This window comes from Actibacterium sp. 188UL27-1 (assembly GCF_016901225.1).
Lineage (GTDB): Bacteria > Pseudomonadota > Alphaproteobacteria > Rhodobacterales > Rhodobacteraceae > 188UL27-1.
Genome location: NZ_JAFEUL010000009.1, coordinates 62902 through 85813, shown reverse-complemented (window position 1 = coordinate 85813; position 22912 = coordinate 62902). Strand labels below are relative to the sequence as shown.

The 22912-nt window shown below is 59.2% G+C and carries 25 protein-coding genes and 1 riboswitch; of the genes, 10 read left to right on the top strand and 15 right to left on the bottom strand.

Going from position 1 to position 22912, the window contains the following annotated elements; all coding sequences use genetic code 11:
* Positions 1-17: 17 nt before the first annotated feature.
* Both IU397_RS13335 and IU397_RS13330 read right to left on the bottom strand, forming a co-directional pair.
* Positions 18-668 (bottom strand): ChrR family anti-sigma-E factor, encoded by a 651-nt coding sequence (locus IU397_RS13335; protein WP_204414342.1) that lies wholly within the window; start codon positions 666-668, stop codon positions 18-20.
* Between the two features lie 10 nt (positions 669-678).
* Positions 679-1329, bottom strand: a complete 651-nt coding sequence (locus IU397_RS13330) for a sigma-70 family RNA polymerase sigma factor (protein WP_204414594.1) — start codon at positions 1327-1329, stop codon at positions 679-681.
* A 105-nt stretch (positions 1330-1434) separates the two neighbouring features.
* Here IU397_RS13330 and IU397_RS13325 point away from each other — a divergent pair, with 105 nt between their 5' ends.
* The 6 genes from IU397_RS13325 to IU397_RS13300 all read left to right on the top strand — a co-directional run bounded on the left by IU397_RS13325 (position 1435) and on the right by IU397_RS13300 (position 7165).
* Positions 1435-2730, top strand: a complete 1296-nt coding sequence (locus tag IU397_RS13325; protein WP_204414340.1) for an NAD(P)/FAD-dependent oxidoreductase — start codon at positions 1435-1437, stop codon at positions 2728-2730.
* Entirely contained in the window at positions 2727-3473 is a 747-nt protein-coding gene (locus IU397_RS13320) for a DUF1365 domain-containing protein (RefSeq protein ID WP_204414338.1), read from the top strand. The genes IU397_RS13325 and IU397_RS13320 overlap by 4 nt, the downstream gene beginning before the upstream one ends.
* 5 nt (positions 3474-3478) lie before the next feature.
* Positions 3479-4717: an MFS transporter gene (locus IU397_RS13315; protein WP_204414592.1), complete on the top strand. Its 1239-nt coding sequence runs from the start codon at positions 3479-3481 to the stop codon at positions 4715-4717.
* Positions 4718-4720: 3 nt separating this feature from the next.
* On the top strand, positions 4721-5284 hold the full coding sequence (locus IU397_RS13310; protein ID WP_204414336.1) for a DUF3833 family protein: 564 nt from the start codon (positions 4721-4723) through the stop codon (positions 5282-5284).
* A complete protein-coding gene (locus IU397_RS13305; RefSeq protein WP_204414329.1) occupies positions 5281-6021 on the top strand; it encodes an SDR family NAD(P)-dependent oxidoreductase in 741 nt (246 codons plus the stop codon). The genes IU397_RS13310 and IU397_RS13305 overlap by 4 nt, the downstream gene beginning before the upstream one ends.
* Before the next feature lie 379 nt (positions 6022-6400).
* Entirely contained in the window at positions 6401-7165 is a 765-nt protein-coding gene (locus IU397_RS13300) for a pyridoxine 5'-phosphate synthase (RefSeq protein ID WP_204414319.1), read from the top strand.
* 179 nt (positions 7166-7344) lie between these two features.
* Here IU397_RS13300 and IU397_RS13295 read toward each other — a convergent pair whose 3' ends face one another.
* The 5 genes from IU397_RS13295 to rpiA form a co-directional block, all read right to left on the bottom strand.
* The gene (locus IU397_RS13295) at positions 7345-7539 is read right to left on the bottom strand and encodes a DUF2065 domain-containing protein (protein ID WP_204414317.1); all 195 of its coding nucleotides are present in this window, start codon (positions 7537-7539) and stop codon (positions 7345-7347) included.
* The gene (gene hflC, locus IU397_RS13290; protein ID WP_204414315.1) at positions 7539-8447 is read right to left on the bottom strand and encodes a protease modulator HflC; all 909 of its coding nucleotides are present in this window, start codon (positions 8445-8447) and stop codon (positions 7539-7541) included. The genes IU397_RS13295 and hflC overlap by 1 nt, the downstream gene beginning before the upstream one ends.
* A gap of 1 nt (position 8448) precedes the next feature.
* Positions 8449-9600, bottom strand: coding sequence for an FtsH protease activity modulator HflK (gene hflK, locus IU397_RS13285; protein ID WP_204414313.1), 1152 nt, complete (start codon positions 9598-9600; stop codon positions 8449-8451).
* Between the two features lie 65 nt (positions 9601-9665).
* Positions 9666-11024: a glutathione-disulfide reductase gene (gene gor, locus IU397_RS13280; RefSeq protein WP_204414311.1), complete on the bottom strand. Its 1359-nt coding sequence runs from the start codon at positions 11022-11024 to the stop codon at positions 9666-9668.
* A gap of 40 nt (positions 11025-11064) precedes the next feature.
* Positions 11065-11856, bottom strand: coding sequence for a ribose-5-phosphate isomerase RpiA (gene rpiA / locus IU397_RS13275; RefSeq protein ID WP_204414309.1), 792 nt, complete (start codon positions 11854-11856; stop codon positions 11065-11067).
* Positions 11857-12089: 233 nt separating this feature from the next.
* Between rpiA and IU397_RS13270 the strand changes: the two genes are divergently transcribed.
* Positions 12090-13610 carry a polysaccharide lyase family 7 protein gene (locus tag IU397_RS13270; protein ID WP_204414307.1) on the top strand — a complete coding sequence of 507 codons (1521 nt, stop codon included), beginning with the start codon at positions 12090-12092 and terminating at the stop codon, positions 13608-13610.
* 37 nt (positions 13611-13647) lie between these two features.
* On the opposite strand, the gene IU397_RS13265 is transcribed toward IU397_RS13270, so the two are convergent.
* From IU397_RS13265 to thiM, 7 genes are all read right to left on the bottom strand, one after another.
* Positions 13648-14376 carry an ABC transporter permease gene (locus IU397_RS13265; protein ID WP_204414305.1) on the bottom strand — a complete coding sequence of 243 codons (729 nt, stop codon included), beginning with the start codon at positions 14374-14376 and terminating at the stop codon, positions 13648-13650.
* Positions 14373-15095, bottom strand: coding sequence for an ABC transporter ATP-binding protein (locus tag IU397_RS13260; RefSeq protein WP_370541685.1), 723 nt, complete (start codon positions 15093-15095; stop codon positions 14373-14375). The genes IU397_RS13265 and IU397_RS13260 overlap by 4 nt, the downstream gene beginning before the upstream one ends.
* A 79-nt stretch (positions 15096-15174) precedes the next feature.
* Positions 15175-15864 (bottom strand): thiaminase II, encoded by a 690-nt coding sequence (gene tenA, locus IU397_RS13255; RefSeq protein ID WP_204414295.1) that lies wholly within the window; start codon positions 15862-15864, stop codon positions 15175-15177.
* Entirely contained in the window at positions 15861-16796 is a 936-nt protein-coding gene (locus IU397_RS13250) for an ABC transporter substrate-binding protein (protein ID WP_204414287.1), read from the bottom strand. The genes tenA and IU397_RS13250 overlap by 4 nt, the downstream gene beginning before the upstream one ends.
* A 3-nt stretch (positions 16797-16799) precedes the next feature.
* The gene (gene thiD, locus IU397_RS13245) at positions 16800-17606 is read right to left on the bottom strand and encodes a bifunctional hydroxymethylpyrimidine kinase/phosphomethylpyrimidine kinase (RefSeq protein WP_204414285.1); all 807 of its coding nucleotides are present in this window, start codon (positions 17604-17606) and stop codon (positions 16800-16802) included.
* Entirely contained in the window at positions 17603-18238 is a 636-nt protein-coding gene (gene thiE / locus IU397_RS13240) for a thiamine phosphate synthase (protein ID WP_204414283.1), read from the bottom strand. Before thiE ends, thiD begins: the two co-directional genes overlap by 4 nt.
* Entirely contained in the window at positions 18235-19017 is a 783-nt protein-coding gene (thiM, locus tag IU397_RS13235; RefSeq protein WP_204414281.1) for a hydroxyethylthiazole kinase, read from the bottom strand. The genes thiE and thiM overlap by 4 nt, the downstream gene beginning before the upstream one ends.
* Before the next feature lie 37 nt (positions 19018-19054).
* A riboswitch (TPP riboswitch) is annotated at positions 19055-19151 on the bottom strand.
* 70 nt (positions 19152-19221) lie between these two features.
* On the opposite strand from thiM, the gene IU397_RS13230 reads away from it, so the two are divergent.
* A complete protein-coding gene (locus IU397_RS13230; RefSeq protein WP_204414280.1) occupies positions 19222-20349 on the top strand; it encodes a CaiB/BaiF CoA-transferase family protein in 1128 nt (375 codons plus the stop codon).
* A gap of 39 nt (positions 20350-20388) precedes the next feature.
* On the top strand, positions 20389-20541 hold the full coding sequence (locus tag IU397_RS13225; RefSeq protein WP_204414278.1) for a hypothetical protein: 153 nt from the start codon (positions 20389-20391) through the stop codon (positions 20539-20541).
* On the opposite strand, the gene IU397_RS13220 is transcribed toward IU397_RS13225, so the two are convergent.
* Positions 20538-21398, bottom strand: coding sequence for a LysR family transcriptional regulator (locus IU397_RS13220; protein WP_204414276.1), 861 nt, complete (start codon positions 21396-21398; stop codon positions 20538-20540). The genes IU397_RS13225 and IU397_RS13220 overlap by 4 nt on opposite strands.
* 147 nt (positions 21399-21545) lie before the next feature.
* On the opposite strand from IU397_RS13220, the gene urtA reads away from it, so the two are divergent.
* Positions 21546-22808 carry an urea ABC transporter substrate-binding protein gene (urtA, locus tag IU397_RS13215; protein ID WP_204414590.1) on the top strand — a complete coding sequence of 421 codons (1263 nt, stop codon included), beginning with the start codon at positions 21546-21548 and terminating at the stop codon, positions 22806-22808.
* Positions 22809-22912: the final 104 nt, after the last annotated feature.

Here is a 22912-nt window from a genome sequence, read left to right as displayed (position 1 = left end):
TGCGTGCGTGCAATCTTTCAGATCCGCAGGAAAGGTTGAGCAATGCGCGGCAGCAAGCCTGAGAATTTGAGGGGCGCGTTCGTTGCGGCCAGGCAGATACAGTCTTCGCCGATATCGGCGATTGGTGTATGCTCCAGTTCTTCATTCGCGATCTCGATGTCGCCGCGGGCAAACCGTTCATCTCCATCGATGAACGCGCCTTGCAAGACCAACGTCATCTCAATTCCGGTATGGCCATGATCCGGCATCGCAGCGCCCGACGGTATATAGAGAAGGCGAACATTGGCTTCGAGCGACGATTTCAAGATCACCTGCTTCGCTCCCATCCCAAGCGGACGCCAGTTTATGTCGTCAAGGTTGCCGCCAACGTAATCCATCAATGGCCCGGGAAGAACATCGCACGACTTTCGGACGACCTCGGCCTTGATTGCCTCTTTTGGCCGTTCCGATATCAGGCGCATGGTGGCTTCGAAACTGCCATATGACATACTCTCGCCGGACAAATCGTCCAAAACGGCGCCGCCCAAAGCTTCCATCGTTTCAAGCCGTACCCGCGCTTCATCACACAGCGATACGTGGCTGGCTACCACGAGGTTGAACGCCTCGGGCAGGTCGCCAGTCGCATAGGCGGTCAAAACGTCGTCGGTTACTTGATGCCTCACACTCATTGATCTGCTCTCACTTCATGTCGCGGCGCAGCCGTTCCAGCGCCAACCGTATCCTCGATTTAATTGTTCCAAGTGGCAGGCCCGTCTCGGCTGCTATCTCACTATGGCTGAGGTCGCCGAAAAACGCCCTCTCGATCAGTTCCCGTTGCTTGTCGGGCAGGGATTTGACCGCTGCCGACAGCCTGCTGCATTCCTGTTGCAGAACCATCACGTCGGCCTGGTCGGGTTCCGCTTCTGGGCCCCATGTCAGGTCTTCAGGTTCTGGGCGTCGCTGTTTACGCAACGCATCAATTTTCCGGTTCCGGGCGATGGTAAAGATCCAAGTCGCCACCGACGCCCGCTCCGGATTAAAGAGGTGTGATTTGTTCCACAACGTGGCCATCACCTCCTGCGTACATTCTTCGGCCAGCGCTTCTGAGGCGCCGGACTTCATCAAAAACGCCTTCACGCGGGGGGCAAAGTGATCGAAAAGCTCCCGAAAGGCCCGTTGATCACGGTCTGCATGGATCCTGCGGACATGATCCACCCAAGGTGCGTCGTTTAGTGCAATGACTGCCACGTCGCTGTGTCTCCCGGTTTGGTTGTCCTCGCCCTTCGTAACATAAGGGGGCGGCGACACCTTTGCACCGAATTCTTCTGACTGTGGCGTTCCCGTCAACATACCGCTTCTACGAGGCGATTTCCGGATTGGATCACGAATAGTTCTTAATCCGTTTCCCGCTCGCACGCGTACTGTTGGGTAAGCGAAGTAAGAAAGTGCAGCGTCATGCCCTACGAACATATTGGTCTCCCCCAAAAGCGTATCGCAGTGATCGGCGGGGGCATATCCGGTATGGGGGCCGCGCATCTGTTGGCAGAGCGTCATGCCGTTGTTCTGTACGAGGCTGAGCCGCGACTAGGCGGGCATGCGCGCACAATCACGGCAGGCAAACGGGGTGACCAACCTGCCGATACCGGGTTCCTTGTTTTCAACCACGCCAATTATCCATATCTGACGGCGCTGTTTCACAAATTGGGCGTTCCCACTGTAAAATCGAACATGAGCTTTGCCGCCTCCATCGATGGTGGCCGGGTGGAATATGCGCTCAACTCGCTCAATTCCATTTTCGCCCAGCGTCGCAACCTGGCGCGCCCCGCCTTTTGGCGCATGATCAACGACATCCTCAAATTCAACAAACATGCGGAGGCAACGGCGACGGATCCGACCATGACCGTGCAGCAGTTGATGGATGCTTTGAAACTAGGGCCATGGTTTCGCGACTATTACCTTACCCCGTTTTCCGGCGCGATCTGGTCCACCCCGGTTGAAAAAATTCTTGATTTTCCAGCCAAGGCAATGGTGGATTTCTTCCGTAACCACGCTTTGCTCAACTACACAGGCCAACATCAATGGTGGACCGTACAAGGCGGTAGCGTCGAATACGTCTCTCGCCTGGGCGCTGCGATGGAGGCCCAGGGCGTCGACCTGCGCCTTGGTGCACCGGTTCAATCAGTGCGGCGATCGGCGGTGGGGGTTGAAGTCAGGGCCTGGGGCGGCGCACCTGAATTCTTTGACGAGGTCGTTTTTGCCACCCATTCCGACGATACATTGCGCATGCTGGCCGATCCGTCCGTGACGGAGGCCAAGCATCTGGGCGCTGTGGCCTATCAACCCAATGACGTGGTCCTGCATGCCGATACCAGCGTCATGCCAAATCGAAAGGTGTGTTGGTCCTCCTGGAATTATACCGAAGAGGCGGGAAAGCGGTCAGACCGGATCGATCTGACCTATTGGCTGAATTCGCTACAGGACATCCCACATGATGATCCCATGTTTGTGACGCTCAACAGCACGCGTCGTATCAGTGAGGATCTCATCTATGATCAATGCACGCTGCGCCATCCGGTCTACGACGCCGCTGCGTTGGACGCGCAGAAAGTGCTGGGCGGCCAAAACGGTCTGAACCGCACGTGGTTCTGTGGTGCCTGGATGAAAAACGGCTTTCACGAAGACGGTCTGTCCAGTGCAATTGACGTCATCGATGGCATATTTGCCAGCGACATGGCCGTGGCGGCGCAGTGAGCAGGCTGGATCATATCGCGGGCCAGACATTTCACGGGCGGCGCGGGGCGGTAGAAAACGCCTTTCGCTATTCCGTTGATTATCTTGTGCTGGATCCGGAGGCCAGGATTACAGGGCCAAGGCTATTTTCGCGCAACCGGGCCAATCTGACATCGGTTCAGGATCGGGACCATGGTGGCCCCCCCGGCAAAGGGCGCGGTGCCGCTTGGGCGCGCGATGTGTTGCAGGCCCATGACATTGCAGCCGACCGTTTGCTGCTGATGGCGCAACCAAGGGTGCTGGGGCACGTGTTCAACCCGGTCAGTTTCTGGCTATGCTATGTTGCTGATGATCTGATTGCAGTGATCGCCGAGGTGTCCAACACGTTTGGGGATCGACATTCCTACCTGTGTCGGCACGCCGATGGCCGCCCTATCCTCCGTGAGGATACGTTGACGGCGGTGAAAATCTTCCATGTTTCCCCGTTTCAACCGGTCGAAGGCGGGTACACATTCCGGTTTGACATTCGCGATGACAAAATCGGCATCTGGATCGACTACACGGCGGGCAACGGCGGTCTAATCGCCACACTCACGGGACGCCGCCGCCGTTTGACCACGGGCGCGATTCTTGCGGCTTGCCTGCGCAGGCCGTTTGGATCGCGCCGGGTCCTGGGGCTGATCCACTGGCAGGCGATCAAGCTCTGGTGGAAGGGGGCTCCATTCCGGTCTCGTCCGGAACCGCCCGCGCGGGAGGTCAGTTGATGGCCATGACCGCGACAATAACACCGACGCCGCACCGGCTTTGGGCTTATAGCCTTTACGCTGCTGTGCTGTCGGGGGCTGGACTGCCCATCTACATCTATGCCCCCAAATTCTTTGCCGACACTTATGGCGTCAGCCTGACAGCATTGGGCGCAGTGCTGTTTGGCCTGCGCCTTTTCGACGTGGTTCAGGATCCAGTTCTTGGTTGGCTGGCCGAACGCCTGGGAACGACCCGCAAGGCCGCGATCACTGCAGGTGCGGTGTTGCTGGCGCTGTCCATGGTGGGTCTCTTTGCCGTGGCCCCGCCGGTCAGACCCGTCGTGTGGTTTGGGATCACGATCACCGGTCTTTTCTCTGCCTTCAGTTTTCTGACAATCCTGTTTTATGCCCAGGGCGTGGCAAAGGCAGGCACATTGCCGGGTGGCCATGTTCAATTGGCCGGATGGCGGGAGGCGGGTGCGTTGCTGGGCATCTGCGTTGCGGCGGTGGCTCCGACCGTTTTGACCGACGTTGTCGACGCACCCTTCGCTGTCTTTGCTGTCGCTTTTGCGGTCGTAACGGCAGTGGCTTTGATCGGCATGATGCCGGAATGGCAGGCGACCCAATCCGACGACCCCACTCCGATTGGGGTCATTCTGTCCGATCAGATGGCGCGCCGGTTGTTGGTGCTGGCTTTGGTTAACGCCATTCCACTGGCTGTCTCTTCGACCCTGTTTCTGTTCTTTGTGGAAAGCCGCCTGAATGCCCCGGGATGGGAGGGGCCGCTCTTGCTACTGTTTTTCCTGGCCGCAGCGATCTCAGCGCCGTTTTGGAGCTGGGCCGCCGCGCAATTCGGATCAAAACCGATCCTGTTGCTAGCTATGGTTACCGCGATCCTTGCATTTGGTTTTGCACTCACGCTGGGTTCCGGTGACGTGTGGCTGTTTGCCATCGTCTGCGTGGCCTCCGGGGCGACCATCGGTGCGGATCTGGTTTTGCTGCCGGCCTTGTTTGCACGCCGTATGGCAGCCATCTCTCCCACGGGCGGGCAAGGGTTTGGTCTGTGGGCCTTTGTCTCGAAATTCACGTTGGCCTTTGCCGCGGTGCTGTTGTTGCCAGCGCTGGAATTTGCCGGGTTCGAAGCTGGCGCGGATAACCCGGCCACGGCACTGACGCTTTTGACGATCCTCTACGCAGGTATTCCCTGTGCCTTGAAACTGGTGGCTATCGCGCTTTTGCTCGCCACCCCTTTGAACGAGAGCTGACCCATGGACATGATCCTGTTTCTTCTCCTAGGCGCCGCCCTCACCGCCGCGCTCATATACGCAAAACTCCGCTATTTCGACTTCGACGCGCAGATGCCCGAGGACTATGCCGATGGGTCGACCCAAATCGATCTACGCGAGCATCTGAATGGGCCGATCACCTGTGAAGGCATCATCTATGGGCCCACAGGCCGCGTCGCATCCAGGTTTGTGGCGGATTTCGAGGCCCATTGGGAAGGTAATGTGGGCGTCATGAAGGAGCATTTTCGCTATGATAGCGGGACCACCCAAAACCGGGAGTGGCGTCTGACGATTGGGAATGACGGAGCGATCAAGGCCGATGCCGACGATCTTGTCGAACCCGGTACCGGCATGCAGCGCGGATCCGCCGTGCAGCTGAAATACCGGATCAAACTGCCGGAAAGCTCTGGTGGCCACGTCCTGGATACGGTTGACTGGATGTATGTGGTCGAGAACGGGTCGATTATTAACAAAAGCCAATTCCGTAAATACGGGATCAAAGTGGCCGAACTGGTAGCGACAATGCGGCGGAAGGATGCGGTGTGAGGGAATGGTCGGGCAAGCGCTATTGGCTTGTGGGGGCGAGTGAAGGTCTGGGGCGTGCGCTGGCTGAGCATATGAGCCGGGCCGGGGTCGAACTGGTTCTGAGCGCGCGCAACGAAGAGAGTTTGCAGGCTCTTGCGGAAGATCTGCCGGGAAAGACGCATGTGGTACCCTGCGACATTTCGGACATGGATCAGGTCAAGGCGGCAGCCGAGGCATCGGGGCCACTGGATGGTATCGTTATGCTGGCTGGCGTTTACTGGCCCATGGCGGCCACCGCGTGGGATGCGGACAAAGCGGCGGCGATGGCCGATGTGAATTTCACCGGGACTGTACGCGCCTTGGGCTGTGTTGTGCCTGGTATGGTTGAGCGCGACGCCGGGCATATCGTGCTGACCGGCAGCTTGTCGGGTTTTCGTGGGCTGCCCGGCGCCATCGGTTATGGTGCGTCAAAGGCTGCTGTCATGAGCTTGGCGGAGTCCATTGAGGCCGATTTGCGCGGATCCGGCATTGAGGTGCAGTTGCTGAATCCCGGTTTTGTGAAAACCCGCCTGACCGATCAGAATGATTTTGAGATGCCCTTCATCATGGAACCCGAAGAGGCGGCCCGCGAGATGTTCGAGCATATGTCGACCGATCGGTTCAAAAAGAGTTTCCCTTGGTTCTTTTCTTTGTTCTTTCGTGGATCTCAGTTTTTGCCGGATTGGCTATATTACCGGTTGTTTTCCAAGGCAGCGTGACGGTTGCGGCGCGTCTGCCGTTGCGCCGTTTGGCAGGTCCTTCTCGCGCCGTGTCGCATTTGTCGTGCCGGTTGCAACCGTTTCTTGTTGCCGATGTTCGCAAATGTTCACGCTGTTTTAAGTGTGTATATGGTTTCATCAGGTTGTCATGGGACAGGAGAGCCAGAATGGACGCCATTGTTATGACAGCTTTACTGATCGCAGGTCGTGCGCTTTGGATCGCAGTTGATCGTTCCAAGAAATTACGGGAATGCGACCGATCGCTTCCGATTGGTGAGTGATCCCGTCAATCGCACCAGTTAACCAGACGACATGACCCCCTTGACCGGTCCGAACGCGCAGTCATTTTGTTATGTACTGTCGTGAGGGGATTATTGAGATGTCAGACCGGTTGCGCCTTGGGGTAAATATCGATCATGTGGCCACATTGCGGAATGCTCGCGGAGGTGCTGTGCCCGACCCGGTAAGGGCCGCCAAAATGGCTGAGGCAGCCGGTGCGGACGGGATCACGGCACATCTGCGCGAAGATCGTCGCCATATACGTGATGCGGATATTGATCACCTGATGGAGCATTTGACCACGCCGCTCAATTTCGAGATGGCGGCGACGAAAGAGATGCAGGCCATAGCTTTGCGCCACCGGCCCCACGCTGTCTGCATCGTACCGGAACGGCGGGAAGAACGAACGACGGAGGGTGGCCTTGAAGTTGCGGGCGACGATAATCGTTTGGCGCATTTCATAGCGCCTTTGGCGGAGGTGGGGTGCCGGGTCTCCCTGTTTGTCGCCGCGGATGAGGCGCAGATCCGCGCCTCCCATAGGATTGGCGCCGCAGTCGTTGAGTTGCACACCGGGGCCTACTGCGATTTTCACGCGGACGGCCGGTTCGAAGAGCGCGACCTGGAATTGGCGCGTCTGACGGAGATGGCCGCCCTGGCCCACGACATTGGGTTGGAGGTCCATGCCGGACACGGCCTTAGCTATGAGACAGTCAACCCGATTGCTGCGCTCCCTTCAGTCGTGGAGCTAAATATCGGGCATTTTCTGATGGGTGAGTCCATTTTTGTTGGACTGGATCGGGCCATCAAGGAGATGCGCCGTTTGATGGACGAAGTTCGAAACATCCCGATTGCTGAGACTGGCTAATGGGCTCGGCTCGCATCGCGGCCACTCTGTATTGTCACCGTTGCTGCCACAGATGTGGTTCCGGCAGTATCGCGGAGATACATGTTTTGATCATGTCCAGTGGCTCAGATGAGGGGGGAGACCGAAATCTTCATCCACTTTGATCTCAGGTGCGCGAAAATATTCCTGCTGGAGGCAGCCTAGCCCGAAATCCAATGCACCAGCCAGGCAAAGGTGCCACCTAGCGTCATGGCAAGAAGGCCCAGCATGCGCCGGGCCTCCACAGGTATTTCAGCCAACTGTTCCAGGATCTGATCCAATCGATCCGGCAGGAGGGCCAGAACCAAGCCCTCGATCACCAGAACCAGGCCTAACGCCAGCAGAACCGTCGTCATCACTCAGATGCTGGGGCGGCGATACCGGAGCCAGAGGTCACCTGCGAGCCGTTCAAAAACTCGAAGAACTCACTATCGGGTGAGATAACCATGGTCGAATTCTGTCCTTGCAGCGCACGATCATAGGCCGTTAACGATCGATAGAATTCAAAGAAGTCTTCGTCGGCACCAAATGCGGATGCAAAGATTGCATTCCGCTCTGCATCGGCTTCACCCCGTGTGATCTCGCTTTCGCGCCGCGCCTCGGACACAAGTTCAACTACGGTCCGGTCGGCCTGGGCGCGAACCCGCAAGGCGGCTTCCTCACCGCGGGCGCGTTCATCGGCAGCTTCCCGTTGCCTTTCGGCACGCATCCTGTCAAAGGTCGCATCCAGGTTCTGGGTCGGCAGGTTGGTCTGTTTCAAGCGCACGTCAACGACCACAAGACCGAGTGCCCGTGCTCGCTGATCCGCCAGTTCGCGAATGCGCACCATCAGCGACGACCTGTCGGCCGACAGGATCGTATTGGATGTAACGCCTTCAGCACCCAAAACAGCCCGGATCTGGGGGTTGAGAATACCTTGCAACCGCTGTTCGGCGGCCTGGATACCCGCGGCACCAACCGCTTCGCGGAAGCGACGCACATCGGCGATCCTGTAGCGAGCGAAAGCGTCAACGACCAGACGCCGGTCATCTGACGGCGTGACTTCGATAGCGTCGGTATCGAGGGACAAGATACGGTCGTCATACCGTTCGACATTCTGGATAAGTGGGATCTTGAAGGCCAAGCCCGGATCTTCCTTCACTGCGCGGATCTGCCCAAATTGCAGAACCAACGCCTTTTCCCGTTCATCCACGATGAAAATCGACGAAAGAAGAACTGCCGCGATCAGGAAGACCGCGATAAGCGCATACATCATACGGTTCATATCAGTTTCCTCCCGTCGTTGCGGTGGCCGCTGCAGATGCAGGGGGGCGGCGCAGTTCATTAAGTGGCAGATAGGGTACGACGCCCTGACCGCCACCGGCTGTGTCGTCCAGAATGATCTTGTCCACGCGTCCCAGCACTTTCTCCATCGTTTCCAGATACAGACGTTTGCGCGTCACATCCGGCGCCTTGGCATACTCTGTCAGAACTGCAGAAAAGCGGCTCGCCTCACCCTGCGCTTCATTGACGACCTGAGCCCGGTAGGCTTCGGCTTGTTCCAAAACCTGGGCAGCCTCACCACGGGCACCAGCAAGGACCCGGTTGGCATAGGCGTCGGCCTGGCGCTCCAGCCGGTCGCGTTCCTGTTCGGCGGCCTGAACGTCACGGAAGGCATCGATGACTTCCTGTGGCGGGTCGGCGCGGTCAAGGTTGACACGGACAATGGCGATGCCGCTTTCATATCCGTCGAGCGTGTTTTGGATCAGCTCGAATGCCGCGGTCTGGATCGCACCACGATCCCGGTTCAGAATCGGAGCCAGTTGCGACTGGGCGATGATCTCGCGCATTGCGGATTCCGACACAGCCCGCACGGTTTGCTGACCGTCCCTGAGGTTAAACAAGAATTTGGCCGGGTCGCTGATATTCCAGACAACTTCAAAGTCGATATCGACGATGTTTTCGTCCGTTGTCAGCATCAAGCCATCTTCAGCGCGGCCAATCCCAATTCCTTCAGACCGTTCGGTCGTGACCTGCACAACCTCGGCTGTGATAAAGGGCCAGGGCGCAAGATGCGGACCGGGATCGGTTGTGCGGTACTCAGCACCCAGAAATAGCTCAACACCCTTTTCCTGCGGTGCCACCGTGTAGAACGAGGCCAGAAACCAAAGCACGAACACACCGCCACCGGCCAACAGCCAGGCACCCCGGGTCATCTTGAACCCGCCGCCTCCGCCGCCCGGACCACGGCCCGTCCCACCGCGACCGCCCATCAGAACGCGCAGCTGCTCTTGCCCCTTTTTCATGATCTCGTCGATCTCGGGGATCTGTGGGCCGTCATTGTCGGGCCGACGGCCACCGCCGCCATTGTTGCGCCCACCGCCGCCGCCATTACCGCCAGAGCCGCCGCCCCAGGGGCCGCCACTGTTACCTGCCATGTGTCAGATACCTTTCTAGAGCCATTCTAAACGTCTGTTTGTAAGTGGTCGTGTCACCTTGAAAATCAAGCTGTTCTGACCGGAGTCTTCAGTGTCACCAATTCTTCCGAAATTGTGGGATGGACTGCCACAGTGCGGTCGAAATCCTCTTTTGTTGCGCCCATCTTGATCGCGACGCCAGCCAGTTGGATCATCTCACCCGCATGGTCGGCGACGATATGACATCCCAAAACCTTACGTGTCTGCTGTGATACGACCAGTTTCATCAGCACCCGGTCGTCCCGCCCGATAAAGGCCTGCTGCATGGGGCGGAAGGAGGTACAGTAAATCTCGATCGGTTCCAGGTCCCGCGCCTCTTCCTCGCTCAGGCCGATTGTTCCCATTTCAGGCTGGGTGAACACGGCCGAGGGGATCAGAACATGGTCCGGTTTGGTCGGGTTGCCCTTAAAGACGGTCTCGACGAAGGCCATGCCTTCGCGGATCGCAACGGGCGTCAATTGCACGCGGTTGGTAACGTCCCCGATGGCGTAGATTGAGGGCACCGCGGTCTGGCTGTAGTCATCCACCACGATCTCGCCACGGCGACCGATCTCAATCCCCAGCTGTTCCAGCCCCATGCCCTTTGTGTTGGGGTTGCGGCCGGTGGCGAACATCACCTGATCAAAGGTCATCTCGGTGCCGGTGGTGGACTTTACCCAGATGCCACCGTCGCGTTTTTCCATTTCAAGGATGTTGGTCCCGGTATGCAGGTCGATCCCATGGCGTTTCATATGTTCGGCGATATGACCGCGCGCCTCGTCATCAAAGCCACGCAGGATCTGGGCACCGCGATAATACTGGCAGACCTTCACACCCAACCCGTTCAGGATACAGGCAAATTCACACGCGATGTAGCCGCCACCCACGATCAAGATCGATTTCGGCAGTTCCGGCAGGTGGAAGATCTCGTTCGAGGTGATACCAAGATCGGCATTGGGCAGATCCGGCAAAACGGGCCAGCCCCCGGTAGCCACCAGAATATGCTTGGCGGTGATCTTGGTGCCGTCGGCCAATTGCACTGTGTGCGGGTCGGCCAAGGTTGCGCGTTGGTCAAACACCTTGACCCCCGAACTGTCCAATAGATTGCCATAAATTTCTTCCAGGCGGTCAAGCTCGGTTTCCAATCGGGTCTGGAACTTTGGCCAACTGAACCCGCCGGGGATGACATTCCAACCGTAATCCTGCGCCTCGCGCATCGCCTCGGAATAGGTTGAGGCAAAGACCATCAGCTTTTTCGGCACACAGCCCCGGATCACGCATGTTCCACCCAGGCGGCTTTCTTCGGCCAGCGCAACCGTCGCACTGGTATCGCCTGCGGCCACCCGCGCAGCCCGGACTCCGCCGGATCCGCCACCGATCACAAACAAATCGTAGTCAAAGCTCATATCATGTTGCCTTTGCCTGCCATCCCGCCGCTGCGGGGCCTTAGGTATTCCCCAAATCGGAGAATGCATTCTTGGGGTCGGACAGGATCATCTTGTCGGATTGCACCTTGCCCGTACTTATGTCGCGCATCTCGACTGTGCCATCGCCCTGGCCGATCACAACGGCGTCACAGATGTCGACAAACAGCCCGTTTTCAACAACGCCTGGGATCTGGTTCAAGACGGTCGTGGTTTGCCGCGGGTTGGTGATCTGCCGCAGATGCAGGTCCAGGATGTGGTTACCTTCATCGGTCACATATGGTGTGTCGCCTGACATACGTAGCGTGACCTCGCTACCCAGGACGTCGAGCGTCACCAGGACCTGCTCGATCAAGGTTTTGGTCGTCTGCCAACCGAACGGGATCACCTCGACCGGTAGGGGAAAGGCGCCCAGCTTGTTCACCTCTTTGGCGGCATCGGCGATCACGATCATCCGGTCGCTTGCGGTCGCCACGATCTTTTCGATCAACAAGGCACCGCCGCCACCTTTAATCAGGCTCAGGTTGCCGTCAAACTCATCGGCCCCGTCAATGGTCAGGTCCAGCCATTTCGCATCATTCAGACTGACAATGGTGAGCCCCATTTCCGTGGCCAATTTCGCGGTTTGGGCAGATGTCGCGACGCCAACGATCCGCAGGCCTTTGTCGTGCACCTTGTCGGCCAAGGCCTTTACCATCCATGCCGCTGTGGACCCCGTACCAAGCCCCACCTTCATACCATTTTCGACAAAAGCAACCGCCCGGGTGGCCGCGACCCGTTTGGCTGTGTCGATGGGCGAAAGATCTTCATACATGGGCGACTCTCTGCAATGTGCCAGCGCTTATAGGGCAGCAGTGCCAGAGTTGCGAGAGGAACCCGCCTTCCACGCGAATCCATGAGCCAAACCATCAAAGCAAAGAGGCGCCGCCTAAATACCGTGTCGTTGACTGCTCGCTTCTGGTATACTAGCACACTAACACAGATGTATATCAGACCAGTGCCCGACCACGTTCTTTACAAAAACACGCTCTGTGGAGGAGACACCTCATGGCATGGGACTTCAATACGTTTGACCTCAGAAACTGGAAGATAACACTACCGGTCGACGCGGATTATTTCGCCGCTGGTGGTGGCGACGGTAACCCATTCGATGACAAGGCCTTTGAAGTCAAAGGCTACGATAAGTTCGAAGGGTTCGAGGCTGAGGAGTTCTTTTTCTACGATGCCAGCCAGGACGCGATGGTCTTTCGCGCTGATGTGAATGGTGCAAAAACCAGCGCCAATACCCGATATGTCCGGTCCGAATTGCGTGAGATGGAGGGTGAAAATGGCACCATCAATGCCGCCTGGTCGGTGAATGAAGGTGGCACCTTGTCCGGTACGCTCAAGGTCGACGCGCTTTCCACCGAGTTGGAAGAGGGCAACGGTCCCCGCGATTTCGCCCGGGCCATCGTCGGTCAGATCCATGGTGAGGATGATGAACTGGTCCGGCTCTACTACGACTCCCAGGGGGACCTCTACTACGCGAACGAACATACCGGTGGGTCCGGTGGGGTCCAAGATGACGAACGGTATTTTTATTTCGAGGATGAGAACGGCAACCGCCCCAATGTCGCGTTGGGTGAGACCTTTTCCTACATCATCAATGTCAGTGACAACAAACTGACGGTCAAGATCTATGCCGATGGCATGACCTATTCGGCCGCCGATACAATTGACGAAAAGACCGGGAAAACGGTCACTGCAACGGAGATTTCGGATTTTTGGGACAATGACAGTTTCTATTTCAAATCAGGTCTCTATCAGGGTGTAAACAACACTGATGGCCATCCCCATGAAGGAACCGGTGTTGCCAGTGCCGCCTTCTTTGGCATCGATGTGGGCCATGGCGCTGGCGAAGGTCGGGACGCCTGGCTGGGTGATGCGTCTGACATGGACGGCGGCAATGATGGTGGCTCCGGTGACCCAATCATCGGAACAGCCGACGCAGATGAGATCGTCGGCACACCCGGCGCCGACACGATATTGGGCGAGGGCGGCAATGACGACATTCGCGGCGGTGGCGGCGATGACCGGATCATGGGCGGCGGCGGCTGGGATCAATTGCGCGGTGGTCGTGGCGATGACGACATTCGTGGCAATGGCGGCAATGACCTGCTGAAGGGCGACGATGGCGACGACATCCTGCGCGGTGGCTCGGGCAGTGATGAGTTATGGGGCAACAGCGGCGATGACATCATCTATGCGGGTCAGGGCGGCGATTGGTTGAAGGGCGGTAACGGCGCCGATACCTATGTCTTTGAATTCCTTGACGGTGTGGACACGATTGCCGATTTCAGCACCTCAAACGATGACCAGATCGATATCAGTGCGATCCTGGCGAATGCCGATGGTTTGACCGGAAGCAATGCCTTTGAAGAGCGTTACGTGGATCTGCGTCAGCGTGGTTCGGATACACGGGTTTACATCGATCTGGATGGAGAGGGCAGCGGCGCCGCCAAACACGCGCTGACCCTGTCGAATGAGGCTGCATCCGGGTTGGATGCCGGAGATTTCATTTTGTTCTGAACAGGTTAGGGACGGGCTGTCGGGCGGCTGACCCTATTTACGAAAAGCGTTTCTGAAGCCGGTTACAAAGCGCGCCGACGCCATAATGCAAGGCCAAGGTCATCAGCGCCAGCACGATGAGAGCGGCGAACATCAGATCGGTCTTGACCCGGCCATTGGCCAGCAGCATCAGGTAGCCCAAGCCCTTGGAGGCACCGACCCATTCGCCGATGATCGCCCCGATAGGTGCGTAGACAGCCGAGAGTTTCAGTCCCGCGGCCAGTTGCGGGATTGCGGCGGGGATGCGGATGCGGATCAGGGTGCGCGTGGGGCTGCCCCCCATGGTGCGCGCCAGGTCCAGCCAGCCGGGTGGGGTTCGCATCAGCCCGTCAAAAAATGCAATGGTCACAGGGAAATAGATGATCAAGACGGCCATCAGCACCTTGGACCAGATACCAAAACCCAACCACAGGGTCAGGATTGGGGCGAGCGCGAAAACCGGTAACCCTTGGGTTACCACAAGGATCGGTTGGACGATGTAACGGGCCACCGGAGACGCCGCGAGTTGGATGGCTGTTAGCGCACCGAGGAGGGCGCCGAGAACCAAGCCGATCAGCACTTCGGACAGTGTGATACTGGCGTGGTAGCTAATGCTGGGCAGGTTGGCCCAGAGCGCCTCCAGCACCCGTAACGGGCCTGGCAGGATGAAGGGTGGCCAGCCGCTCAGCACGACAATTGCCTGCCAAATCAACAAGATAGTGATGGCAGAGATGACGCCGCGGATCATGCCAGTGTCCGGAGAAGATGCAATAGATTGGCTTGGCAGCGCAGGGTTTCCGTTGCGTCAATGGCCCGGATGGGCGGTGTCGTCGGCATGTCGGGCTGGGTCAGGCCGTTGGGATGTAGGACCTGGATCGCATGGCCAAGCCGCGCGGCCTCTGCCGGATCGTGGGTCACCAAAAAAACTGTTTTGTATTCAAGGGCTTCTGCGAAGAGTTCCTGCATCTCGGCCCTGAGTTTGGCGTCAAGGGCCGAGAAGGGCTCGTCTAGCAGAACGATAGGTCGATCCTCCATCAAAGTGCGGGCGAGGGCGACCCGTTGGCGTTGTCCGCCAGAGAGTTGCGCCGGTCGCTTGCCCAGATGTGGGGTAAGGCCAAGACGATCTGTCAACATATGGACGTGATCCAGATCGGGCACCTCTCCCCGAAGGCATGCGCCAAGGGTCACGTTACCCATCACATCGAGCCAGGGCATCAACTGGTCGGTTTGTGCCATCAACGCCACGCGCGGCGAGATCGGTGCCCTATCTGACGCCTTGATCAAGCCATTGAAATCGCTACCGGTTTCCAGCCCGGCGATCAGCCGGAGCAGCGTTGTCTTGCCTACACCTGAGGGGCCAAGAAGGCAGGTCCAACCACCTGCCACGACATCAAACGAAAGGTCGGCAAACAGCGCCACGCCGTCGATTGCCGCAGAGCCGCGAAAGCTGATGGTGGGCGCTGTCACGGGCGACGCGGCCCATGCAGAACCGATACACAAATCATACATACGCCATACATACCGCAGTGCAGCATTTGCCCGTGTCTCATCCCGTGGTCGAGGGTCCGGCGAGGCCCATATCCCAGAAACCGACCTCTAGCCGCGTGGCTGTGACGAAGCGGTCCGTCAGGGTGGCCCAGCGGGGGCAGGTGGTGAAATCCGGCCCGATCCGGCGGGCCAGCGCGTTGTCGATCAGGCCGCCCACATCACGGCAGAGTTTCTGGTAATCGTCGCCCGCATAAGTCCCGATCCAATCGGCGTAAGGGGTGTCAGGCGCGGCTTGCGACGCCAAGCGCGCGCCTATTTCGCCGTAGCCCAGGACACAAGGAGCCAGCGCCGTGATCAGATCTGCGAAATCGCCCGATAGGCCCGCATCCATGACATAGCGGGTATAGGCCAGGTTGCCGGTCTCTTCGGTCGCGGTGAACAGATCCTCTTCGGCGATGCCCGCCTTGGCGCAGATGCCGATATGGAGCTGCATCTCGTGGTTCACCAGACCGTCGACAACCGCCCCTGCGATGCGCATCTCGGCCAGGGTCTCGGACTTGACGACGGCGAGGGCCCAGGCGCGAGAGAAATGGGTCAGGAAGACGTAGTCCTGCACGAGGTAATGCAGGAAGTTTGCCTGGGGGAGGGAGCCGTCGCGCAGCCCGTCGACAAAGGCATGGCGGGTATAGGCGTCCCAATGGGGTTGGGCCGCCTGGCGCCACAGATCAAAGGCGCGCCCGTAGGTCATTGGGCGCCCAGGTCGATGGCAAGTTCGGGCACAGTGCGGGTACCTTGGACCAGACCGGCCTCGGCCAAGAACGCCTCGAACCGGGCATAGCGGCCAGCATCCAGACCGGCGGGAGTGAGGGCAAAGCGGGGCAGGGTGTCGATCCAGGCCTTGGCGTTTAACTCATCCTGAAGGTCGGTGGAGGTGCCGGAAAAGATCTCCCAACTCTCATCGGGGTTGTTGATGATGTATTGCGTGGCCTTTTCGGTGGCGGCGATGAAGCGTTGCAGCTTGTCCCGATCCATCGTGTCGCGGTTGGCCACGTAGATCAGTTCGTCATAGGGGGGCAGGCCCTCTTCCTCGACATAGAAACAGCGACCGGGGACCTTGTCGATTTCCATCTGGTTGAGTTCAAAATTACGGTAGGCGCCGATGACGGCATCGACCTGGCCGGACATGAGGGAGGGCGAGAGGGACCAGTTGACGTTGACCATTTCGACATCGTCCATGGTCAGGTCGTGTTGGGCGAGCATGCTGCCCAGGACCGCCTCTTCGACACCGGCAACCGAAAAGCCGACCTTTTTGCCCTTGAGGTCCGCCACGGATTTGATCGGGCCGTCTTCCAGAACCAAAAGGCAGTTGAGCGGGGTTGAGACCAGGGTGCCGATGCGCACCAACGGCAGGCCCTCAGCCACCTGAAGGTGAAGCTGTGGCTGGTAGCTGACAGCGAGGTCAGCCTGGCCTGCGGCGACCATCTTGGGCGGGACCGAAGGATCGGCGGGGGCCGTCACCTCGACCTCAAGGTCCTGTTCGGCAAAGTATCCCTTTTCCTGGGCGATGATGATCGGCCCGTGATCAGGGTTGATGAACCAGTCCAGGATCAGAGTGATCTTGTCGGCGGCCATGGCTGGCGTCGCGAGGATGAGTGCGAGGGCGGTAAGTGTGTGGCGCATGGATTATCCTTGGTCTTTGGCCCAGAGGGCATGGAAGTGATGCGTCGGCCCGTGACCGGCGCCCAATTGCAGGTGGTCCGCGGCGGCGATGGCGCCTGAGACGTAGGTTTTTGCGGCAGCGACCGCGTCGGGAAGCGGTCGGCCTTTGGCGAGGTTGGCGGCGATGGCGGCGGAGAGGGTACAGCCCGTGCCGTGGGTGTTTTTGGTCTGTGTGCGCGGGGCTGTCATCCAGTTGGTGCCTTGGGGCGTTGCCAGCAGATCCGGGCTGTCGGGCGCATCAAGGTGACCGCCTTTCAGGAGTACCGCCAGGGGGCCGAGGGTCAGGAGGGCTTGGGCCTGGTCTTCCATCTTTGCTTGGGTTGTGGCGGTCGCGGTGCCTAGCAAAGCGCCGGCTTCGGGAAGGTTGGGGGTAATCAGCGTCGCACGGGGTAGGAGCGTATCGCGGATCACGGCCACCGCGTCATCGGCTAAGAGCGCGTGGCCGCCTTTTGCCACCATCACCGGGTCGATCACGATGGGGGCATCGGTTGTCAGGGCGTCGGCTGTGGCTTGCGCGATGTCGGCGGTGGCGATCATGCCGATCTTGATCGCGCCGGGCGGGATGTCGGATAGAACATCGCGGATCTGGTCGGCAACAAAGTTGGGCGGGATCAGGTGGACGCCGCTGACGCCGGTGGTGTTCTGGGCAGTGAGTGCCGTGAGGGCGGCCATGCCGTAGACACCATTGGCTGAAAAGGTCTTCAGGTCGGCCTGGATCCCGGCGCCGCCCGACGGATCGGATCCCGCGATAGAAAGGGCGGTTGCGATCATGGGCGGGCCTTTCGAATGGTATCGACCAAATTAGCGGTTGCGGCGCGCGGGTCGGGCCGACCGCAGATGGCCGAGACGACGGCGATGCCTGCGGCACCGGCCTGGATGCAGGCGGCAGCATGCTCCGTCTTGACGCCGCCGATGGCCACGGCGGGAACCGGGGCGGTCCCGATGATGTCGGCCAGGCCGTTCAGGCCGATGGGGGCCTTGGCGTCGGATTTGGTTTGGGTCGCGAAGACGGGGCCCACACCGACATAGTCGACGATGGCCGGGTCGACGGCTTGCGCGGTCTCACCGCTGTGGACCGACAGGCCCAGGACCATATCGGCGCCGATCTGGGCGCGTGCCTCCGCCGGAGCGATGTCATCTTGGCCGATATGGAGGATATCGGCCTGAAGTGTCATGGCGGCCTCGATATCGTCGTTCACACATAACGCGGCGCGCCCGGCGATCATGTTTTTCAGATGCTGACCAAGGGCGATGCGCTGGGCTGTGGTCGCCGTCTTATGGCGGAGTTGCACGATGGTGGCGCCGCCTGCCACGGAAAGACGGGTGGTTTCGACCATGCCAATGGGCGCGCAGAGGTCGGGGTCGAGGACGAGATAGGTGGAGAGGTCGGGAAGTGCTCTCATGCCGGGATCACCCGCGCGGGCAAAGTGGCGGGATCGACGGTGGCGAGCGCGTCGAGGAAGTGCATCGCGAAGGAGCCGGGGCCTTGGGCCTTGGGGGCGGCGATGGCTCCGGCCTCGGCGAAGATGGCCAAGGCCGTGACCGTGGCCTCGAACGGGAGGGCGATGGCGGCGGTGGCACCGATCAGGCAGGTCAAAGCGCAACCGGTTGCGGTGATCTGGGCCATCATCGGATCGCCACCAGTGATGCGGGCGGATCGGGCGCCGTCGGTCACGTAATCCGTGGCGCCGGTCACAGCGACGATCATCTTGTGGGTCTGCGCGAGGCTGCGGGCGGCGCCTTCGGCGGCGCTGACCGTGTCGCCAGCATCGACGCCGCGCCCGGCGCTGGTTTGGCCGGCGAGTGCCAGAATTTCAGAGGCATTCCCGCGCAGGATGGTTGGGCCGAGGGTCAGGAGTTCCTGGGCGGCTGCACTGCGATAGGGGGTGGCGAAATGGGCAACCGGGTCCAGCACCCAGGGTGTGCCGGTGTCGTTGGCGGCCCGCGCAGCGGTGACCATGCCGCGCCGCCAATCGGGGCTGAGCGTGCCAATATTGATGGTCAGGGCCCCTGCATGGGCGACGAAATTGCCGGACTCCTCGGCAGCGTGGACCATGGCGGGCGCACCACCTGCGGCTAGAAGAGTGTTGGCCGCGAAGTTCATGGCGACGAAATTGGTGACGCACTGGACCAGCGGTGGCTGCGCGCGCATTCGGGTCAGGATATCTGCGGTTTGGTGCATCGGCGCTCCGGGCGAAGGGCCGATAATGGCAGGGATGCGCCCTGCCAGATCGACTCCCTCCGCCAGTCTTAACTGGTTCAGGTTCAAAGGGTGCTTCTCAGACCGGCCAATGCCGAACGCCCCTGTCTGATCAATGGTTAAAACAGGTTTGCCGAAGGGTGTCACCCCCTGTCGCATTCCGTTTCTCCATGCCAGTGTCACGCCATGACAGATGATACCGGGAAAGAGGCTCCGCTTGAGGGGTTGAAAGTGGTCGAACTGGCGCGCGTGCTGGCGGGGCCATGGATTGGGCAGGCCTTGGCCGATTTGGGCGCTCAAGTGGTGAAGGTCGAAGCGCCCCACGGCGACGATACCCGCCACTGGGGCCCCCCGTTCATTGAGCGGGATGGCGACAAGACTGCCGCATATTTCTACGCGGCCAATCGAGGCAAAACCTCGGTCGTGGCCGATTTTCGTACGGAGGCCGGGCGGCAGACTGTGCTGGATCTGGTGCGGGATGCCGACATTTTGGTAGAGAATTTCAAGGTTGGCGGATTGGCGAAATATAGGCTGGATTACGCAAGCCTCGCGGCGCTGAACCCGCGGTTGATCTATTGTTCGGTCACGGGGTTTGGCCAGGACGGACCCTATGCCAGCCGCGCAGGCTATGACTTTCTGATCCAAGGAATGAGCGGGCTGATGTCGATCACTGGCGCGCCGGGCGGTGAGCCGCAGAAATTGGGTGTGGCCGTCACGGATATCGTAACCGGTCTATACGGTGCGGTTGGCGTGTTGGCCGCGGTGGAGCAGCGCCATCGGACCGGGCGTGGTCAGCACTTGGATATGTCCCTGCTGGATTGTGCGACGGCTTTGCTGGCCAATCAGGCGATGAACTATTTCACATCGGGTGTGGCGCCGGGTCAGGCCGGGAATGCGCATCAGAACCTGGTGCCCTATCAGGTTTTTGCCACGGCAGACGGTCATGTTATTATCTCGGTGGGCAATGATGGGCAGTTCGCACGCTTATGTGATGTGCTGGGTTTGGCGGATCTGGCCACCAACCCCGATTACGCCACCAATCCGGGACGGGTGGTAAACCGGGTGGCCCTGTGCGCGATCTTGCAGGATGCGCTTTTGATGTGGCCCTCAGCCGACCTTTTGGCGGCGTTGGAAGTTGCGACGGTCCCCGCGGGCCCGATCAACCGCATCGACCAGGTTTTTGACGACCCGCAGATCAAGGCACGTGGACTGCAGATTAACCCCGACGGTGTGCCGGGCGTGCGCGGCCCGTGGCGGTTTTCCGATGCTGCGTTACGTCTGGATCGCACGGCGCCAACTCTACCAAAGCCGTGATGCACTTGGGCTGCTGGGCTTTGGATGAGTGGAAGTGACGTGACAGCATCCGTCACAACCCGAGGGGCCAAATCGGCTGACCTCTTTGGTGTTTTGACACTTTATCCACTGGTTCTTTCGGATGAGGATTTGCGATCTGTGGCCTTTGGTTTGGTGGCGCGCGATGCAGATGTCTTGTCACTGGCGGTTTAACTCGACAGGTGTGCCAATCGTTTGACCAATTGATTGGCGAACTTGCTGGCGGCGACAGATAGGCTGTGACCCTTGCGTTGACCAAGGACGATTCGTGCCGTGGGATGGCCAAGCTGCGGGAGCGGTTTGGCGAGGTTTGGATCGACCAGATCATGGGCGAGCCAAAGTTGGACGGCCCCGGGTGGCATGAGGGCCGGGGGGATGCTGGTCAGTGTTTCGAGGGCCGGGCGCAGGTTGAGGCGCTTGCGCTTGGCGATCAGATCGATGACGACGCGCAAGCCGAGGCTGCGTGCGGGTAGGATGAGGTCGGCGTCCTGGAAGGCATCGAGCGGAAGGGTGTCGCGGTCGGTGATGGCGCAGAGGGGGAGGTCGGCCATGGCCAAAACCTCGACCCCGTCGGTGAATTCGGGTTGGACGATCAGGGCGAGATCCGCTTCGAACCGGTTGAGTTGATCTTCGAACCCGGTAGGTGCGGCTGGCACCACGCTGAAGGTCACACGAGGATACATCTCCCGGTAGTTTTTGATTTCAAACGGAAAGAATCCTTGGGCCAGTTCTGGGCTCACGGCGACGCTGACATGACCGATCCGTGCACCTTGTAAATCCGCAACTGTTATTTTTGCGCTGTCAAGGCGGGCAATGTGCTCAATAAATTGGCGATAGTATATTTCTCCGGCAGCAGAAAGACGGACGCCAGTGGCGCGGCGGTCAAACAGGGTAACCTGCAATTCTGCCTCAAGCCCCGCCATCTGCCGGTTGAGGGCCGAGGCGGAAATCCCCATGGTTTCAGCAGCTTTGCGGATTGAACCCTCTTTCACGACAGCACGGAAGGCATGGTAAATCTGAAGGTGCTTCATGGGACCCGTTATAGGTTGTGCAAAAGCTGCATAACTCTATCCCAGATTTATATGCAGACAGCAACGCGCCTCGTTTTTAAGCAGTTGACCGCGCACCTCGTATGCCGGTGCTCCAAATATAACGATCAACGGGGAACCCTATTCATGATGAAAACACTTCTATCTTCGGCGGCCGCCACCCTGGCGCTGACATCGTTTGCCCAAGCCGAGATCAAGGTCGGTATCCTGCATTCGCTGTCGGGCACGATGGCGATTTCCGAGACCACGCTGAAAGACACGATGCTGCTGCTGATCGAAGAGCAGAATGCCAAGGGCGGTGTTCTGGGTGAGCAGTTGGTGCCCGTAGTCGTCGATCCGGCCTCTGATTGGCCGCTCTTTGCCGAGAAGGCGCGCGAGTTGCTGACCGTTCATGAGGTCGATGTGATCTTTGGCAACTGGACGTCTGTCAGCCGCAAATCGGTGCTGCCGGTGATCGAGGAGTTGAACGGGCTGCTGTTCTATCCGGTGCAGTATGAAGGGGAAGAGTCCTCCAAGAACGTGTTCTACACCGGTGCCGCGCCAAACCAACAGGCCATACCCGCCACGGATTACTATCTGGAAGAGCTGGGTGTTGAGAAATTCGCACTGCTGGGCACCGATTATGTCTATCCGCGGACAACCAACAAGATCCTGGAGCAATACCTGAAGGATAAGGGTATCCCGGAAGACGATATCTTCGTGAACTACACGCCATTCGGGCATTCGGACTGGTCCAAGATCGTGGCCGATGTCGTGGCCTTGGGCGCGGATGGCAAGAAGGTTGGCGTAATCTCGACCATCAACGGTGATGCGAATATCGGGTTCTACAAGGAATTGGCGGCGGCTGGCATTTCGGCCGACGACATTCCGGTTGTGGCCTTCTCGGTCGGCGAGGAAGAGTTGTCTGGTCTGGATACCTCGAACCTGGTTGGTCATTTGGCCGCTTGGAACTATTTTCAGTCGGCCGAGTCTGAGGCCAATGACGCGTTTATCAAAGCCTGGAAGGGCAAGATGGGTGACGAGCGCGTGACCAATGACCCGATGGAGGCACATTACATTGGCTTCAACATGTGGGTGCAGGCAGTTGAAGCGGCGAGCACCACGGATGTTGATGCGGTGCGCACCGCGATGTATGGTCAGGAGTTTCCGAACCTGACCGGTGGCACGGCCGTGATGTTACCGAACCACCATCTGGCCAAGCCTGTGCTAATCGGCGAGATCACCGAGGATGGACAGTTTGATATCATCAGCCAGACCGATGAAGTGCCGGGCGATGCCTGGACCGATTTCTTGCCGGAATCTGCTGTGCTGAAGTCTGATTGGAAAGATCTGGGTTGCGGCATGTACAATACCGAGACCTCAAGCTGCGTGCAGATCCAGTCGAACTATTGATGCGAGCGGTGGGTTGAAAACCCTTCCTGTTGGAGGCCCATTTCGGTGTGCCTCCTGTTCTGCCGCCGGGGCTTGTTCGAGGGGATGGGAGCCTCCGGCGGGAG

What these genes read in the sequence shown, in the direction of transcription:
- IU397_RS13335 (WP_204414342.1), bottom strand. Translation starts at nt 668, where the DNA reads ATGAGTGTGAGGCATCAAGTAACCGACGACGTTTTGACCGCCTATGCG.
- IU397_RS13330 (WP_204414594.1), bottom strand. Translation starts at nt 1,329, where the DNA reads ATGTTGACGGGAACGCCACAGTCAGAAGAATTCGGTGCAAAGGTGTCG.
- IU397_RS13325 (WP_204414340.1), top strand. Translation starts at nt 1,435, where the DNA reads ATGCCCTACGAACATATTGGTCTCCCCCAAAAGCGTATCGCAGTGATC.
- IU397_RS13315 (WP_204414592.1), top strand. Translation starts at nt 3,479, where the DNA reads ATGACCGCGACAATAACACCGACGCCGCACCGGCTTTGGGCTTATAGC.
- IU397_RS13310 (WP_204414336.1), top strand. Translation starts at nt 4,721, where the DNA reads ATGGACATGATCCTGTTTCTTCTCCTAGGCGCCGCCCTCACCGCCGCG.
- IU397_RS13300 (WP_204414319.1), top strand. Translation starts at nt 6,401, where the DNA reads ATGTCAGACCGGTTGCGCCTTGGGGTAAATATCGATCATGTGGCCACA.
- IU397_RS13295 (WP_204414317.1), bottom strand. Translation starts at nt 7,539, where the DNA reads ATGACGACGGTTCTGCTGGCGTTAGGCCTGGTTCTGGTGATCGAGGGC.
- hflC (WP_204414315.1), bottom strand. Translation starts at nt 8,447, where the DNA reads ATGAACCGTATGATGTATGCGCTTATCGCGGTCTTCCTGATCGCGGCA.
- hflK (WP_204414313.1), bottom strand. Translation starts at nt 9,600, where the DNA reads ATGGCAGGTAACAGTGGCGGCCCCTGGGGCGGCGGCTCTGGCGGTAAT.
- gor (WP_204414311.1), bottom strand. Translation starts at nt 11,024, where the DNA reads ATGAGCTTTGACTACGATTTGTTTGTGATCGGTGGCGGATCCGGCGGA.
- rpiA (WP_204414309.1), bottom strand. Translation starts at nt 11,856, where the DNA reads ATGTATGAAGATCTTTCGCCCATCGACACAGCCAAACGGGTCGCGGCC.
- IU397_RS13270 (WP_204414307.1), top strand. Translation starts at nt 12,090, where the DNA reads ATGGCATGGGACTTCAATACGTTTGACCTCAGAAACTGGAAGATAACA.
- IU397_RS13265 (WP_204414305.1), bottom strand. Translation starts at nt 14,376, where the DNA reads ATGATCCGCGGCGTCATCTCTGCCATCACTATCTTGTTGATTTGGCAG.
- tenA (WP_204414295.1), bottom strand. Translation starts at nt 15,864, where the DNA reads ATGACCTACGGGCGCGCCTTTGATCTGTGGCGCCAGGCGGCCCAACCC.
- IU397_RS13250 (WP_204414287.1), bottom strand. Translation starts at nt 16,796, where the DNA reads ATGCGCCACACACTTACCGCCCTCGCACTCATCCTCGCGACGCCAGCC.
- thiD (WP_204414285.1), bottom strand. Translation starts at nt 17,606, where the DNA reads ATGATCGCAACCGCCCTTTCTATCGCGGGATCCGATCCGTCGGGCGGC.
- thiE (WP_204414283.1), bottom strand. Translation starts at nt 18,238, where the DNA reads ATGAGAGCACTTCCCGACCTCTCCACCTATCTCGTCCTCGACCCCGAC.
- thiM (WP_204414281.1), bottom strand. Translation starts at nt 19,017, where the DNA reads ATGCACCAAACCGCAGATATCCTGACCCGAATGCGCGCGCAGCCACCG.
- IU397_RS13230 (WP_204414280.1), top strand. Translation starts at nt 19,222, where the DNA reads ATGACAGATGATACCGGGAAAGAGGCTCCGCTTGAGGGGTTGAAAGTG.
- IU397_RS13220 (WP_204414276.1), bottom strand. Translation starts at nt 21,398, where the DNA reads ATGAAGCACCTTCAGATTTACCATGCCTTCCGTGCTGTCGTGAAAGAG.
- urtA (WP_204414590.1), top strand. Translation starts at nt 21,546, where the DNA reads ATGAAAACACTTCTATCTTCGGCGGCCGCCACCCTGGCGCTGACATCG.